The organism is Arthrobacter sp. C9C5, assembly GCF_013359735.1.
Lineage (GTDB): Bacteria > Actinomycetota > Actinomycetes > Actinomycetales > Micrococcaceae > Arthrobacter.
In genome coordinates, this window is record NZ_JABFMX010000006.1 from 197770 (window position 1) to 213931 (window position 16162).

Below are 16162 nucleotides of genomic sequence, written 5' to 3' on the forward strand. Positions count from 1 at the left end.
CTGCCGCGGATTTGGCCTAGATCTCCCGTTCGGGGTGTTCGCCGAACTGGAAGTGCCGGCCGCTAACCGACGTTGGTTCGATTTCGACGTAGAAGTCTTTCAGCGTCGGCACCCACGGTTTGAGGTTCAGCGACTCGGCCACGGCGATGTCCGCCGACTGCTCCAGGATGCGTGCTGTGCCGCGAACGACCACCGACCATGCTTCTTCGGAGAGGATGCCGTCAGTTTCGAACAGCACCTTGGAGTTGATGGTCAGCTCGGCCAGCTTGTTGCCGGGCGCCGTGCGCAGGTAGAGCTTGCGGTCATTGACGGCGTAATTCACCGGGAAAATGTCCGGTTCGCCGGCCACGGTGACGACGAGCCTGCCGTGTTTTGTTCCCTCGATGAGTTTCCAGGTCTCATCCTCGGACAGCTTCAAGATGGGGCTGTTGTCTGCGTGTTCGAACATCATGGGCTTATTGTTCTGTCCCGTGTAGAAAAACGCCAGAGGCAATCGGAATTGATTGCTTAGTTGGTCGTGAGGTTGCCGTCGCTAAATTGTCCGACCCCCTCCCTAACGTTCATCTTGTTCGGATTGCATCACCCCCGGCGGCGGCCCATCAGGGTATTTTCCGCTGGAAGAGATGCCCCTCCGCGCCATGGGGCGCCTGGGCCCGGGCACTTCGCACCGCCAGGCACCGCCTGGCCATGAGTATGGGGAATCATGAGTACTTTCAATTCACACGGCACCGCACCCGCGGATGCGCCCACGTCCACCGTTCCGTCTCTGGGCGGCGCTCCTGTTGCTCCGCGGGGCAACGGCTGGGGCATCACCGCGCTGGTGCTCGGCATTGTGGCTGCAGTCTTTTCGTTCATCCCGGTGATGGGCGTCGTCGCCTTTGTCCTGGGTCCGCTGGCCGTCCTGTTCGGGATCATCGGTGCCACCCGCAAGTTCGCCAAGAAGGGTGCCGCGATTGCGGGCATCGTTCTTGGCATTCTGAGCATTGTGATCGCGGCTATCTGGATGGCCGTGGTGTCCGCTGCTGTCTCCTCGGCCGACCAGGCGCTTAACTCGGAGCACAAGGTCCAGTATGTGGTGACTACGAACGGCAAGGCCTCGGTCAACTACTGGACCAGCGGCGGGACGTCCAACGTTGACGTCAGCAGTAGCTGGAAGAAGGAGCAGACCGTAAAGAATTCGGATCTGCTCTCCTTGGTTGTCACCGGGGATTTTTCGAACGCCACGGCAAAGGTTGGCTGCGAAATTCTGTTTGACGGCAAGTCGATCTCGAAGAACTCCGGAACCGGCCAGGGCGCCATGGCCAGCTGCAGCGGCTCGGGCCTCGGGGCCGACAAAAAGAAGTAGGAACCTGAGCCGGGACTGAAATCCGGCCGCACGGCAGGGCGTTGCAGGAAGTTTCGCAACGCCCTGTTTGCGTTAGCAATTTGGGGCGTGGGCGGGGCTGTGAGGGCACGTTTGGGGCGTGCGATGAGGCTTGGGGTGAGGCTTCTGGGGCGCCTGCTTCCCTAGGGGCGCGTGCTTCAGAAGTGGGGTGGAGTGCCTGTGGATAACCCTTACGGCGAGAGTGTGGTGTCAGTTACCCTTAGGCATTGTTTGGATTCAGGCGTCTTGATTTCTATCGGGGGATTAGCTGAACATGACATCTCGCACTCCAATCTCCAGCCGCAGGCTCACCGCCGTAGTAGCCCTGCTCACCGGTATTGCCCTGATGGGAACGGCCTGCACCGGCGGCCAGGTGCCGCCCAGTGCGGCACCGAGCGATGCGTCGACCAGCACGTCCGCGTCCCCGACTCCCAGCGCCACCCCGACGCCCGCCACCACTGCCAGTTATAAGCCGGCCGACGCCAAGGGGAGGGCTCAGAACGTCCCGGTTCCGGTGCTGCCGGAGGCTGCGAAAGCGAAGACGAAGGAGGGGTTGGAAGCGTTCGCGAGGTACTGGTATTCAACGCTTACATACGCGTACGAGACGGGGAACGTGGGTCCTCTCGAATCGGTTTCGGCACCCACCTGCGCTTCTTGTGCGAAGGTCAAGAAAGTTGTCCAGGGATGGCATTCTGATGGTCGCTGGCTGGCCGGAGGCAAAATGGTCGTCGAAGAGTCACAGTCGACCTTTGTTCCAATTGGGGTGTCGCAGTATCAGGTTGTGATTCAAGTGCATCAGGAGCCACTTTCGTATTACCGGGCTGACAAAAGCCTGGACGAGACTACTCAACCGAGTCCGGCGATTGGCGACATAATGCTGGCGTCTTACGGCGGAGGCGCCTGGAAGGCGATAACCGTCGAACATCTGGTCAAGACTCCGTGAGGGCGTCCCGGCTGAGGATCGTAAATGTACTCGCGATTCTCACTCTTATCTTCACTTTCTCTCCGCCAGCGATTGGAGGCACGGCTGATTCTCCGGTCAAGGGGGACTGGGATGATAGTGGTGCCACGTTACGGTCATGGCACAAAGACCCTACTTCGGGAGCTTGGACACAGACACCGATTGGCGCGGCTGATGATCCCTACGTCTATCAATACAAACTCCTTTGCCGCGAGGACCCCAAATTAGATGGTTCTAACTGCTCCGCAGCAGATATTGAGTGCAGTGACGGTAAGAATGGTCGGAGCGTGAATTGGTATCGATCGCTTCGGGATTTTGATCCGCCCGTTTGGGGCTTCTTCGATGGTCCTACTTGCGTCTATGACGAACGACCGGTGGACATTCTCGAGCGCATCGCAGCCATGATCCAAACCGAATTCCAGAAACTTCCGATCGCCGCAGGCCGAGTAACCGCGCAACCCAGTCCGCACACGCTTCGGGGCGCCGAGACGAACTTCTTTGCTGAGGCAGCAGAGCAGCAGTTCGACATCAAGATTCTGGCCCAGGCTGTCCATGTCGACGCCAAGCCCGTCCAGTACACCTGGAACTACGGTGACGGTACTTCGTTAGGCCCACAGAACTCGGCCGGCGGACCACTGCCGCAGGACCGTTGGGGCGAAAAGACGGCCACCAGCCACATCTACGTCCAGACCGGGGACTTCTCCGTGGCGCTGACCACGTATTTTCAAGGAACCTACACCGTCAACGGCGGCCCGCCGCTGCCGATCCCGGGCCAAGGACAGTTCAGCTCCCCGCCGCAGACCGTCAGCGTCTGGCGGTCCATCACCCGAAACTATGCCGACGACTGTCTCCAAAATCCGGAAGGCCAGGGTTGCCCCGGCGCACCACCCACCTCGCGGTAACTCAGGCGTGATTCGAGTCTCAAACGGAATAGTTGCAGGCGCTGGATTGCTTTCGCCAGTGGACACAATCCACCGCGAAAGGAACTGCGCATGCTGTTTTCCCAAATGACCCTCGGCCAGCTGGAACTACCGAACCGGCTCGTGATGGCGCCACTCACCCGCCTCCGCTCGGGCAAGGAAGGCGTCCCCGGACCGCTGGTTGTTGAGCACTATCGGCAGCGCGCCTCGCTCGGCCTGATTGTCAGCGAAGGCACCTACCCCAGCCCTGCCGGGCGAGGCTTCCCGGGCCAGCCAGGCCTGGTCACTGAGGAACAGCTGAAGGGCTGGGCCGACGTCACCGCCGCCGTACACGCCGAGGGCGGAAGGATCTTTGCCCAGGTGATGCACGCCGGCCGCGTCACGCACGAGGACACCACCGGGGGCCACGAGGTCGTCGCCCCGAGCGCCATTGCCATCGACGGCGTGACCCGCACGTACGAGGGCAAGCAGGCGTTCCCTGTTCCCCGTGCCCTCACTACCGAAGAGCTGCCCGCGATCCGTGAGGAGTTCGTGCAGGCCTCCCGCAACGCGATCGAAGCCGGCTTCGACGGCGTCGAACTCCACTCCGCCAACGGGTACCTGTTGCACGAGTTCCTGACGCCGGCTGCAAACCAGCGCGACGACAGCTACGGCGGCTCACCCGAAAACCGCGCCCGCTTTGTCATCGAAGTGGCCCAGGCGGTCGTGGACGCCGTGGGCGCAGACCGCGTCGGCATCCGCATTTCGCCCGAGCACAACGTGCAGGGCGCCCTCGAGCTGGACGCCGCCGACGTCCGCGAGACCTACGGCTACCTGGTGGACGCCCTTGCTCCGCTGAAGCTGGCCTACCTCAGCGTGCTTCACAAGGAGCCCACGAGCGAACTGGTTCAGGAACTGCGCACGCGCTTCGATGGAACCTTCCTGCTGAACACCGGCTTCGGCGTCATCACGACCCCCGAAGAAGCCAAGTCGCTCGTCTCGGACGGCCACGCTGATGCTGTGGTCGTTGGACGCCCGGCCATCGCCAACCCGGATCTGGTTCGTCGCTGGCGCGAAGGCCTCCCCGTCAACGAGCCCGACGCGGGCACCTTCTACACCGACGGCGCCGAGGGTTACACCGATTACCCGGCTTACCAAAACTAGGAGCGGGGCGCCGGCGTAATCACTCCCCGGACATGCCCAGTGCACGCCTCGAACAGTGGACAGAATCCCATTCTGTCCACTGTTCGCGCTTAAGGATGGGCATGTCCAGTGGGAGCTGCGAAGGACGGGCATGTCCAGTGGGAGGTGCGAAGGATGGGCATGTCCCCTAGGCGGCAACGGACACGGACCGCTGGCAGAGGCCGATGAAGCCGCCCAGCTGTTCCAGGCCTTCTGGATGGGTAGGCAGGTAGTTCGTCAGCTCCGGGGCGCGGACGACCACGGCGCGCCACTGCCCGCGAGACACAGCCACGTTGATCCGGTTCCGGGAGAGCAGGAACTCCATGCCCCGGGGCGCCTCGGCCACCGCCGAACACGCCATGGACACGATCACCACCGCAGCTTCCTGGCCCTGGAACTTGTCCACGGTTCCGACCCGCACGCCTGATAGCCCGGCCCGGTCCAGGGCTTCGCGAATCAGGTTCACCTGGGCGTTGTAGGCAGCCACCACAAGGATGTCCGAGGCTTCAAGGGGGCGCGACCCCTCCGCGGTGTGCCACGCCAGACCTAGGTGACGCCGCAGCTGCCGAACGACTTCGGCGGCTTCCTCCGGGGACGACGTCGTGTTGCCGCTGTGCGGCACCAACACCGTCTCGATCCCGGCGGGAACTCCCTCCAGTCGTCGAAGGTCAGCGGACGGCGCAGACCGCAGCCGGCCCTCGTAGGACAGCTCGGAGACCGCCAGGCACAGCTCGGAGTTCATCCGCCAAGAGTCGGCCAGGAAGTAGCCAAGCTCCGGCGGCAAGGTGGCGTGGCCCGCGGAGATCCAGCCCAAGGCCGACTCGTCGACCGGCTCGGGATGCTTGCCTTGGCTGACCTGCGGGAGCTGCTGCGGGTCTCCGAGCAGGAGCAGCCGGCTGCTGGACTGGGCGACCGCGAGCGTATTGGCCAGCGAGAACTGACCGGCTTCGTCAATCACCAGCAAATCCAGTGAGCCGGCCGGGACGGTGGCGCCGGTCATGGTCCACGCCGTGCCGCCGACCAGGGCACCGCCGGGCGCGCTCAGCAGCGCCGCAACGTCCCTGGCGGTACGAGCCTGCCACGGCAAGGGATTGTCGTGCTTCACGTCCTTCGCCACCACGGCGGGGCTGACCCCCGCTTTGATGACGGCGGTCGTCAGTAGGTTCTCCACCACGGCGTGGGACTGGCCGACGACGCCGACCTTCCAGCCACGGGAGACGAGCCGGGCGATGACGTGGGAACCCACATGGGTCTTGCCGGTGCCCGGGGGACCCTGCACGGCCACGTAGGAGTGGTCGAGTCCCAGGACCGCCGTCGTGATCGCATCGATGAAACGGTCCGGACCGTCGCCCGGCTGCGGCAGTGACTCGCCGCCGCTCAGCCGTGGCGGCAGCTGCCGGACGAGGTCAAGGGCAGGGTGGCGGGGGATGGAACCGGACCGCAGGCCCTCGGCAACCATGTCGGCGAGTGACTCCAGCGCCTGCTCCAGGCTTTTGGTGGCGAGCGGCTGGTCCTCGGTCAGCGCGATGGGCACGTCGTTGTGGGGCGATACGTTTCGGTGCAGCCGGTCCCGAATGATGACGGTGTCCTTGCCGTCCTCGTGCCCGAGTTCCAGGACCTCCGTGCCGAACCAGCCGCTTCGGCCGGCACCGTTCTTGCCCGTGCCCTCCAGCCCCGCGGGAAGCGGAAGCCCGTACATGCGGAACCATTTGCTGCCTTCGCGCAAATCCGAGCCGGGGCTCACAGTGCCGGTCAGCCGGACCCGCCGCTCCGGAAGCTTCCGGCCTTCTTGCTGCCAGTCGTCGAGGATCTCGGCGGAATCAACAAGGAAGACGTTCCGGTCCCGCTCGTGCGTGTCCGGACCTTGCTCGCACCGGTCGAAATGCGCCCACCAGAAGGACTTGCGCTCCCGGCGGTGGTAGCTCACAGCCGCCGCCAGCATGGCGACGGCCTTGCGGTCCTCCTCGGACAGGCCGCTCCCGGGCTCGGCAAAGGCCAGCAACGCCAGCTCGGCCTGGCCAAGCGCGGCAGCAGCGGCCGGAGAGTCGACGTCATCCGCGGCGCCCGCCGGCCCGGAGCCGGCGCCCCCGGCCGGACCGGACCCGGCGCCCCCGGCCGGACCGGACCCGGCGCCGCCCGGCCCGGTCCCCGCCCCGCCCGGCTCGATCCCGCGTTCCTTGGCCCGCTGCAGCAGCCAGTTCCGCAGCTCCAGCGTCGAGAGGCAGTCGTATTCGTTGTAGTCGGAGATGCCGGCGAGGATCCTCGCGGCGTCCTCGGTCCGGCCGGCGTCGCGCGCCTCGCAGTAGTGCGCGTAGGCAACAACGGAGGCGCCGGCGTCCTTCACATCGCCCGTGCGGAGGTTCGTGCCCATGTAGAGCGGCTCGAGCTTCTTGATGCTGTACGAGTTTTCCGAGATGCGGATGCTGTTCCGGACCGTCTGGTAGAGGTCAACCAGCAGGCCCTCGCGGAGCCACTCGTCCACAATGTCTTCGCCGGCCACATGCTGCACGGAGAGCTTGCGGAGCGCCGTCTTCTCATAAGGGGCGTAGTGGTAGACGTGCATATCGGGGTAGTCCCGCCGGCGCTGCTCCACGTAGTCCAGGAAGTCGAGGAACGCCTGCTTCTCCGCCGCCCGGCTGTGCGCCCAGAACGGCCGGAACACGCCCGGAACGCCCGGCCCGGTGGGTGCCTCGATGACCCCGAAAAGGTACTCCAGCCCCCACATCCCGGTGGCGCTGTCCTGCCACAGCGGATCGCCCTCGAAGTCGAAGAAAATGTCGCCCGGACTGGGCGGCGGAAGTTCAGCCAGGGTGTTTTGCGGCAGGACGCCGTAGCGCAGCGTGTGCTCTTCGCCGTCCTTGCGGTAATGGACCTCCCCGTCGGCCGGCCCAACGCCGCTCTGCATTCGGGCCTGCTCCTGCAGCCGCAGGAGCGCGGGCGTCGGTTTGGCGAGCGTCGCCTGCGCCAGCTCCGTGACGGTCTGAATACCCAGATCGTGCAAGTTCTTGCGCTGCACCGAGTTCATCCGCGCCACCAGAAGCAGATCGTCGGTGGCCTTGACCTGTTCCTGGCAGTAGTCGCACCGGCCGCAGGCGGTGACATCCTCCGTCCCCCAGCGCACAGCCTCGGCATGCGCGATGTGCGCGGCCGTCAGGGCGAGAAAACGTTCGCGGCGTTCCCGGAAGACCGGCAGGATCTCGGCGAGTTTGTGGTGGCTGCGGACGTAGTCGTAGCCGCCGTGGGCCAGTTGCACCGTGGCGCCGAGAACGAGCGTCACCGACGGGTCCACCGGTATGCCAGCCTTGAGCAACTGGTCGCCGTAGGCGGCGAGCTGCAGCAGGGCGGTCACCTTGGCGTGGCGGGCCAGTTTCGTGTCGAACACGGCGTAGCCGCCGTCGGCCTGCCGCACCAGGAAGTCGGAACGGCCGTGGAACTGGCCGTCAAAGAACGCGGCCTGGAAGACGACGTCGGCGCCCGCCCGCAGCGCCTCGATGGACTCGTGGTGCTTGGCCTCCAAGGTGGCGCGGTCCATGGCAGTGGCGGGAACGACGTCGTACACGCCGCGCCCGCGGGCGGGGTCCCAGGTGCCGAACTCGCCCACGAACCCGTCCAGGACCTTGCGCTCGTGAACGTCACCCAGCACGGCCGCGTGCTGGAGCATCTCGTCGGGGCCGAAGTCAGCCTTGGGGGCGCGGCCCAGCTTTTCGTCGAGTTTCCGAAGCAGCTGGTACTCGCAGCCCACTGCCACCACAAGGTCGCTCGCGGAGTAGACCAGATCCGGTGCCGCACCCGGTACTTCCGGTTCAAGAAAAAACACTGCGCCCCCGCTTTGCTTGGCTCTGGCCGATTGACTCTTTTTGACCGCCCGGCCGGGTCCCGACGCCGTCGATCTCTCTTCTGCCAAGCTACCAAAGCCCTCTGACACTCAAACACTGGCCGTCGTCGTAGGAGCGGCGTAAGGTCAGCAAGACCATGACCGAACAACAACCCTTCGAGCTGGTCCGCAGCTACCCTCACTTCGAGCTGCGCCGCTATCCGGCGCACGTCGTCGCCGAGATCCGGGTCAATGCGAGCTTCGACCGCGCCGGAAACGCGGCCTTCCGCCACCTGTTCAACTACATCAGCGGCAGCAACAGCGCGTCGCAGAAGCTGGCGATGACCGCCCCGGTGATCCAAGGGACCGGAAGCCCGGGAACCGGAGGCCAGGCGAGCCGGGGCAACGGCCCCTCGCAGAAGCTGGCGATGACCGCTCCGGTGCTCCAAAGCGGTCCGTTGCCCGGGAAAGATGCGCCGGCTGACTTTGTGGTCGCCTTTGTACTCCCCGCGGGCATGAGCGCCGAAACTGCTCCGGTCCCGACCGACCCCCAGGTCAGGATCCGGGCCGTCCCGGGCTCGCTGGCCGCGGCGCTGCGCTTCTCCGGCAGCGGCTCGGAAACCGCCTTCGCGCGGCGCAACGACGGGCTGCAGTCGGCGCTGACCCTCGCCGGACTGACGGCGGTGGGGCCGCCGAGGTTTGCCCGCTTTGACCCGCCGTTCAAGCCGTGGTTCCTGCGTCGCAACGAGGTCGTGCAGGACGTGCAGGAGACCCCCGACGCTAAGGAAACGCCCGGCCCCTGACCCGGGTAAGGCAAAATGGCTGGGTGAGCCAACTCCCGCAGCACCCCGCCGTGACCACCCCGATTGAAACCCAGATTGCCGCCGAGCTCGGCGTGAAACCCTGGCAGGTGAAGGCGGCGGTGGAGCTGCTCGACGCCGGCTCCACGGTGCCGTTCATCGCCCGCTACCGCAAGGAAGCCACCGGCACCCTGGATGACACCCAGCTCCGCGGGCTCGAGGAGCGGCTGCGCTACCTGCGCGAGCTGGAGGACCGGCGTCGGACCATTCTGGAAGCGATCGCCGCCCAAGGGGCGCTGACCCCGGAGCTGCAGGCCGCCGTCGTCGGCGCCGACACCAAGTCGCGGCTGGAGGACATCTACCTGCCGTTCAAGTCGAAGCGACGCACCAAGGCCCAGATCGCCCGGGAGGCCGGCCTGGAACCGCTCGCGGACTCATTGCTGAAGCGGCCGGAGCGGGACCCGGAACGCGAAGCCGCCCGGTACCTGAACGCCGAACATGCCATCGGTGACGCCGCCGCGGCGCTGGCCGGAGCCCGGTCCATCCTTGTCGAGCGCGTCGCGCAGGACGCTGACCTGGCCGCCACCCTGCGGGAGCGGCTCTGGACCCAGGGCCGGATGGTGTCGCGGGTCAAGAAGGGCAAGGAGGCCGAGGGGCAGAAGTTCAAGGACTACTTCGAGTTCTCCCAGGCCCCCTCCGGGATGCCCTCCCACCGGGTCCTCGCGCTGCTGCGCGGTGAGAAGGACGGCGTGCTGGAACTGGATCTCAGCGAAGCGGAACCGGACGACGACGCCGCCCTGGCCGCCGCCCGCGGCCGGTACGAGGCCGCCGTGGCCAGGTTCCTTGGGGTCGCCGACCGCGGCCGGCCCGCCGATGCCTGGCTGCTGCAGACCGCGCAGCAGGCGTGGCGTTCGCGGGTGCTCAGCCGCCTGAGCGGCGACCTGCGCAGCCGGATGTTCGCCGCGGCCGAGGACGAGGCCGTCCGGGTGTTCGCCGCGAACCTGCGGGACGTGCTGCTTGCCGCGCCCGCCGGCAACCGCGCCACGCTGGGCCTGGACCCGGGGCTGCGCACCGGCGTGAAAGTCGCCGTCGTGGACGGGACCGGCAAGGTGGTCGCGACGGACACGGTCTACCCGCACGCCCCGGCACGGAAATGGGACGAGGCGCTGCGCACGCTCCTGGCGCTGGCCCGGAAGCACGGGGTTGAACTCGTGGCGATCGGCAACGGCACCGCCTCGCGCGAGACGGACAAGCTCGCGGCGGAGCTGATCAAGCAGCTCGGCGCGGACGCCGGCAGCGCCCCGCAAAAACTCGTCGTCTCCGAGGCCGGCGCGTCCGTGTACTCGGCGTCGGCACTCGCCGCGGCCGAACTGCCCGGCATGGATGTGTCGCTGCGCGGCGCGGTGTCGATCGCCCGGCGGCTGCAGGACCCGCTCGCGGAACTGGTCAAGATCGAGCCGAAGTCGATCGGCGTCGGGCAGTACCAGCACGACGTCACGGCGGCGAAGCTGGACCGCAGCCTCGACGCCGTCGTCGAGGACTGCGTCAACGCCGTCGGGGTGGACGTCAACACCGCCTCACCCGCGTTGCTGAGCCGGGTGGCCGGCGTCGGGCCGCTGCTGAGCGAGAACATTGTGGCGTACCGGAACGAGCATGGTCCCTTCAACAAGCGCAGCGAGCTGAAGAAGGTGCCCCGGCTGGGTGCGAAGGCTTTTGAACAGTGCGCCGGTTTCCTGCGGATCAGCGGGGGAGCGGAGCCGCTGGACGCCTCCAGTGTGCACCCGGAGGCGTACCCGCTGGCGCGGAAGATCAAGGCCGCGGCCAGCGACGGTCAGCGCGGCGGCCTGTCCGCGCTCAATCCACAGGACTTCGTGGACAGCTCGTTCGGCCTGCCCACCGTGCGGGACATCATCGCCGAGCTGGAAAAACCCGGCCGGGACCCGCGGCCCGCGTTTGCGGCGGCGACGTTCCGGGAGGGGATCGAGAAGATCTCCGACCTCAAACCCGGCATGGTGTTGGAGGGTACGGTGACCAACGTGGCGGCGTTCGGCGCCTTCGTGGACGTCGGAGTGCACCAGGACGGGCTGGTACACGTCTCCGCGCTCGCCAACCGGTTCGTCTCCGACCCGCGCGAGGTGGTCAAGTCCGGCCAGGTGGTCCGGGTCAAGGTGCTGGAGGCCGATCCGGAGCGGAAACGCATCTCGCTGACGCTGAGGCTCGATGACGAACCGGCGGTCCCCGGCAGGCGGCCGACGGCGGCGGGTTCGCAGGACCGGGGCCGTCAGGGCCAGGCGAAGCCACCGCAGCCCAAGTCCGCCGCCAAGCCGGCCCCCGCCAGGCAGGGCTCACCCAAATCGGGCCCCAAAGCGGCCCCGGCCTCGGCGCCCAAAGCGGCCCCGGCCTCGGCCCCGGCCAACACCGCGATGGCCGAAGCGCTCCGCCGGGCCGGGCTGGCGAAGTAGGCACGCTCCAACCTCCGGATACCGTTTATCGCGAAAAAGCTACCGCTCGTCGTGAATCCAGCCCGGTTTGGAGCAGAAAGCTCACGCTACGGTGTGATCTGCACCATGATTGCCGGAGGCAACGGCCCCGAACGGAGGTCTTTAGCCTCTATTCCGCTGGGTCAGGCGCTGTGGGGAGCGCCGAGACACCGACGTCTTTCGACAAGCAAGGGGAGCAGTTATGGGTTGGCTGGACCGTGAACGAACAATCGCCCCGCCGGGGTTCAATCGGTGGCTCGTGCCGCCCGCGGCGCTCGCCGTCCACCTGTGCATCGGCCAGGCGTACGCGACGAGCGTCTACAAGACGGCGCTGGTCAAGCACTTCGGCGCCAGCCTGACCGAGATCGGCGTCATCTTCTCCATCGCGATCGTGATGCTCGGCCTGTCCGCCGCGATCATGGGCACCTGGGTGGATAAGAACGGCCCGCGCAAGGCGATGTTCACCTCCGCCATGTTCTGGGCGAGCGGCTTCCTGATCGGCTCGCTCGGCATCTTCACCCACCAGCTCTGGCTCGTCTACCTCGGCTACGGCGTGGTCGGCGGCATCGGACTGGGTATCGGCTACATCTCGCCCGTGTCCACCCTGATCAAGTGGTTCCCGGACCGCCCGGGACTCGCCACCGGCATGGCCATCATGGGCTTCGGCGGCGGCGCGCTGATCGCCAGCCCCGTCTCCACCGCGCTGCTGAAGATGTACGACCCCAACTCCGGCGCCAAGGGCTGGATCGCCAGCGGCGACTCGGTCGGCAAGCTCTTCCTGACCCTCGCCGTCGTCTACCTCGCGTACATGCTCTTCGGCGCCTTCACCATCAAGGTGCCCGCTGACGGCTGGAAGCCGGTCGGCTTCGACCAGTCCAAGGTCAAGGCGTCCAAGCTGGTCACCACGGACAACGTCTCGGCGAAGAATGCCGTCAAGACCAGGCAGTTCTGGCTGGTGTGGATCGCACTGTTCTGCAACGTCACCGCCGGCATCGGCATCCTGGAGCAGGCTGCCCCGATGATCCAGGACTTCTTCCGGAAGTCCGACGGCGTGTCCCTGGTCAGTGCCGGCGTCGCCGCCGGCTTCGTGGGACTGCTCTCCATCGGCAACATGGCCGGACGCTTCGCCTGGTCGGCGACCTCCGATGTGACCGGCCGCAAGCGCATCTACATGGTGTACCTCGGCGTCGGCGCGGTGCTCTACACGGTGCTGGCGCTGGCCGGGTCCTCGACCACGTTCCTCTACGTGGTGCTCGCGTTCTTCATCATCTCCTTCTACGGCGGCGGCTTCGCCACGGCTCCGGCCTACCTGCGTGACCTCTTCGGCACCTTCCAGGTCGGCGCCATCCACGGCCGGCTGCTGACCGCCTGGTCCGCTGCCGGCGTCGCCGGACCGCTGATCGTCAACGCTTTCCTGGACGCCCAGGGCAAGCCCGGCCAGCTGAATGCCGCGTCCTACCAGCCCGCGCTGCTGACCATGGTGGCGCTGCTGGTGATCGGCTTTGTGGCCAACCTGCTGGTCAAGCCGGTCGACGCACGATTCCACGAACCCCGCCCGGACCGCGAGCGGTCTGCCGAACCCGCCATGGAGGCCTGAGATGAGCACAGCACACAACCCCGGTACACAGGCGGCGGTCAAGGCGTCCACCGGCAAACTCGCGGTGGCGTGGGCCCTCGTCGGCGTGCCGCTGGCCTACGGGGTCTATGAGACCCTGACCCGCGTGGCGGCGCTGTTCGGCTGATCCATGACCTTCACCGCGGCTGAGCAGTTCACCACCCGCCCCACCCTGCAGGGCACCTTCGGGATGAGCGCATCCACCCATTGGATCGCGACGGCGGCGGCCCAGGCGGTGCTCGAACGCGGCGGCAACGCGTTCGACGCCGCCACGGCCGGCGCCTTCGTGCTGCACGTCGTCGAACCGCACCTCAACGGCCCGGGCGGGGACATGACGGGCGTCTTCGTGACGGCGGCCGAGCCCGGCAAGCCTGTGGTGTTGATGGGGCAGGGGCCGGCGCCGGCTGCGGCGACGGTGGAGCACTACCGCGCCGAAGGGCTGAACCTGGTGCCGGGCTCGGGGGCGCTGGCCGCCGCGGTGCCCGCCGCCGTCGACGCCTGGCTCCTGTTGTTGCGCGACCACGGCACCTGGGAGCTGGACGAGGTCTTGGAGTTCGCTATCGGCTATGCGCGCGATGGCCACCCCATGCTGGGCCGCGTCGGCACCACGATTGCCGCGGTGGCCGAACTGTTCCAGGAGCACTGGCCCAGCTCGGCCGAGTTGTGGATGCCCGGCGGCCGGATTCCGGCCGAGGGCGACGTCATCCGTAACCCTGCCTACGCCCGAACCCTGGAAAGGCTCATCGAAGCCGGGTCGGCGTCGGGATCCGGCGGGTCCCGGGAGGCGCGGATCGATGCTGCCCGCCGGGAATGGCGCGAGGGCTTCGTCGCCCGGGCGATGGTCGAATCCGTGCAGGCCCCGCACCGGCACTCCTCCGGCACCGACCACCGGGGCGTCCTGGCGTTGTCCGACCTGGCCGGATTCGAAGCCGGCTATGAGGCGGCGGCCACCCTGGATTTCCGCGGCCACACGATCGTGAAGACCGGGCCGTGGGGTCAGGGTCCGGCGCTACTGCAGACCTTGGCCATCCTCGCCGGGTTCGAGGACCAGTATCTCGATCCGTCCACCGAGCTCGGGGCGCACACGATCCTGGAAGCCCAGAAGCTGGCGCTGGCCGACCGCGAGGCGTACTACGGCGACACGGACGTACCGCTGGAGTACCTGCTGTCCGAGGAGTACTGCGCGGGCCGCCGCGATCTGATCACGGAGCGGGCGTCGCACGACTTCCGGCCAGGGAAGGTCCCGGGGCGCGAGCCCTACCTCCCGCAGCTGCGGACCGAGTACACGCCGCCGGCCCTGCCCCGGAACGGTTCGGGGTCCGGACCGGCCGGACTGGGCGTCGGCGAGCCAACCGTGGCGCCGAGCGGGGAAACCCGCGGCGACACCTGCCACATCGACGTCGTGGACCGGTGGGGGAACATGGTCTCGGCCACCCCGTCGGGCGGCTGGCTGCAGTCCTCGCCGGCGATTCCGGAGCTGGGTTTCTGCCTGGGCACCCGCCTGCAGATGACCTGGTTGGAGCCGGGCACGCCGTCGACGCTCACGCCCGGCAAGCGGCCCCGCACCACCCTGACGCCGACGCTGGTGCTCCGGGACGGGCTGGCCGTGACCGCGCTGGGTTCGCCGGGCGGTGACCAGCAGGACCAGTGGCAGCTGCCGTACTTGCTGCGAACGGTCGTGGGTGGCTACTCACCGCAGCAGGCCATCGACGCACCGACGTTCCATACGACGTCGATGCCCGGCTCGTTCTGGCCGCGCACTTGGGAACCCGGCGGCGCCGTGGTCGAGGACCGGCTGGGCGAGGACGTCATCGCGGGGCTCAAACGCCGCGGGCACGTTGTGACCGTGGCCGGCGGATGGACCCTCGGCCGGCTGTCCGCCGTCGTGCGGGACCCCGCGACGGGGGTGCTGCAGGCTGCGGCCAACCCCCGCGGCGCCCAGGGGTATGCGGCGGGGAGGTAGTGCGTGAGGATGCGGTGCGGGCCGGGGACTGCGGCTAGGTCCGGCGTCGCTGACTCGAGTCGAGCGCTCCAAAGGACAAGGAAGTCCCCCGACGGCGAACGGCGCAATACGTCATAGCGGTTGCGAGGGCAGGAACTCCTAAGAACACGACCAGCCCCGCGGATCCGCTGGCGAAGCCGCCGACGGCGAGGTAGCCCGTGATGCCCAGCCACCAGAACAAGACTGACGCGAACGCGCTGACGACCAGCAGGAAATCCCTAGTTCCCCGGTGACGGACCAAGGGATGGCTGATGCGCGTGCGTCTGCTCGACCTGGCCCAAACCGCCGGCGGGCGAGCATCGAAATGGGGACGTTGCGGTGAGCTGCGAGTGGGAAGCCGGGGCGCGACCCGGTGCCCTCCGGCTTCAGCGGGCCTGCCCCGGGCAGCAAGAAAGCAGGTAGCCGCGGATAAAAGTGCCGGAGTCCCGAGAAACACGGAAAGTCCAGCGCCTCCGCTGGCTGTGCCGCCGATGATTACATAGGCGCTCAATCCGATCCACCAGCCGAGTGCTGCCGCGAAACCACATACGAACGCAGCGACATTCCTTCCGACGGAACGACCGACCGGCATGGAACCGAAACTGCCCGTGTGTGCCATGAGTATCTCCCTCACCGGGGTGCTGGTACTGCCACAGTGGCTGTGTGCAAAAACATCACAGCACGGACCCGCAGCTTTGACGAGGCCACGCACCCAAGTGGGTGGCCCTGAACCGGGTCGAGTCTTCCGGCTAGTGGTCGAGCGAACGATCCATCAGCCGCGGCACGCCCGTCGCATTTCAGGCCGGAAGTTTCTCACGATCGTTGTTCAGCATCTGAAGTAGTGGTTTCTTCGTGGATGTTGGCGTGGGTCGAGGTGGGGTGGCGGGATGAACCAGGGGATCCCGGCGCGGATCTGGATGGTCCATTGTTCCTTGTGGGTCAGGTGGTGATGGTGGGAGCAGAGGAGTGTTCCGTTGTCGGTGGACGTGGTGCCGCCTCTGGACCAGTAGGTATGTGGTGGGCTTCGCACCAGGGTGCCGGGATGGTGCAGCCGGGGAAGGCGCAGC

At 67.1% G+C, this 16162-nt stretch carries 11 protein-coding genes and 1 pseudogene; 9 read left to right on the forward strand and 3 right to left on the reverse strand.

Annotation, left to right across the window (positions count from 1 at the left end; genetic code table 11):
• Nucleotides 1-16 precede the first annotated feature (16 nt).
• Entirely contained in the window at nt 17-451 is a 435-nt protein-coding gene (locus HNO80_RS06870) for a pyridoxamine 5'-phosphate oxidase family protein (protein ID WP_175322090.1), read from the reverse strand.
• A 252-nt stretch (nt 452-703) separates the two neighbouring features.
• On the opposite strand from HNO80_RS06870, the gene HNO80_RS06875 reads away from it, so the two are divergent.
• The 4 genes from HNO80_RS06875 (at nt 704) to HNO80_RS06890 (ending at nt 4387) form a co-directional block, all read left to right on the forward strand.
• Nucleotides 704-1345: a DUF4190 domain-containing protein gene (locus HNO80_RS06875; RefSeq protein WP_175322091.1), complete on the forward strand. Its 642-nt coding sequence runs from the start codon at nt 704-706 to the stop codon at nt 1343-1345.
• 364 nt (nt 1346-1709) lie between these two features.
• Entirely contained in the window at nt 1710-2306 is a 597-nt protein-coding gene (locus HNO80_RS17930; protein WP_249777209.1) for a DUF6318 family protein, read from the forward strand.
• A 392-nt stretch (nt 2307-2698) separates the two neighbouring features.
• On the forward strand, nt 2699-3226 hold the full coding sequence (locus tag HNO80_RS06885) for a PKD domain-containing protein (RefSeq protein WP_349627258.1): 528 nt from the start codon (nt 2699-2701) through the stop codon (nt 3224-3226).
• 90 nt (nt 3227-3316) lie between these two features.
• Nucleotides 3317-4387 (forward strand): alkene reductase, encoded by a 1071-nt coding sequence (locus HNO80_RS06890; protein ID WP_175322093.1) that lies wholly within the window; start codon nt 3317-3319, stop codon nt 4385-4387.
• 166 nt (nt 4388-4553) lie between these two features.
• On the opposite strand, the gene HNO80_RS06895 is transcribed toward HNO80_RS06890, so the two are convergent.
• Nucleotides 4554-8222 carry a TM0106 family RecB-like putative nuclease gene (locus HNO80_RS06895; protein ID WP_175322094.1) on the reverse strand — a complete coding sequence of 1223 codons (3669 nt, stop codon included), beginning with the start codon at nt 8220-8222 and terminating at the stop codon, nt 4554-4556.
• A 155-nt stretch (nt 8223-8377) separates the two neighbouring features.
• Here HNO80_RS06895 and HNO80_RS06900 point away from each other — a divergent pair, with 155 nt between their 5' ends.
• From HNO80_RS06900 to HNO80_RS06920, 5 genes are all read left to right on the forward strand, one after another.
• Nucleotides 8378-9022, forward strand: a complete 645-nt coding sequence (locus tag HNO80_RS06900) for an SOUL family heme-binding protein (protein WP_175322095.1) — start codon at nt 8378-8380, stop codon at nt 9020-9022.
• A 23-nt stretch (nt 9023-9045) separates the two neighbouring features.
• On the forward strand, nt 9046-11481 hold the full coding sequence (locus tag HNO80_RS06905; RefSeq protein ID WP_175322096.1) for a Tex family protein: 2436 nt from the start codon (nt 9046-9048) through the stop codon (nt 11479-11481).
• A 220-nt stretch (nt 11482-11701) separates the two neighbouring features.
• Nucleotides 11702-13096 carry an OFA family MFS transporter gene (locus HNO80_RS06910; protein WP_175322097.1) on the forward strand — a complete coding sequence of 465 codons (1395 nt, stop codon included), beginning with the start codon at nt 11702-11704 and terminating at the stop codon, nt 13094-13096.
• A gap of 1 nt (nt 13097) precedes the next feature.
• A complete protein-coding gene (locus HNO80_RS06915; protein ID WP_175322098.1) occupies nt 13098-13241 on the forward strand; it encodes an MFS transporter small subunit in 144 nt (47 codons plus the stop codon).
• Nucleotides 13242-13244: 3 nt separating this feature from the next.
• A complete protein-coding gene (locus HNO80_RS06920) occupies nt 13245-15077 on the forward strand; it encodes a gamma-glutamyltransferase family protein (RefSeq protein WP_175322099.1) in 1833 nt (610 codons plus the stop codon).
• Nucleotides 15078-15921: 844 nt separating this feature from the next.
• Here the strand turns inward: HNO80_RS06920 and HNO80_RS17935 are convergent.
• Nucleotides 15922-16162 (reverse strand): annotated as a pseudogene (locus tag HNO80_RS17935) (HNH endonuclease signature motif containing protein); the annotation flags it as partial.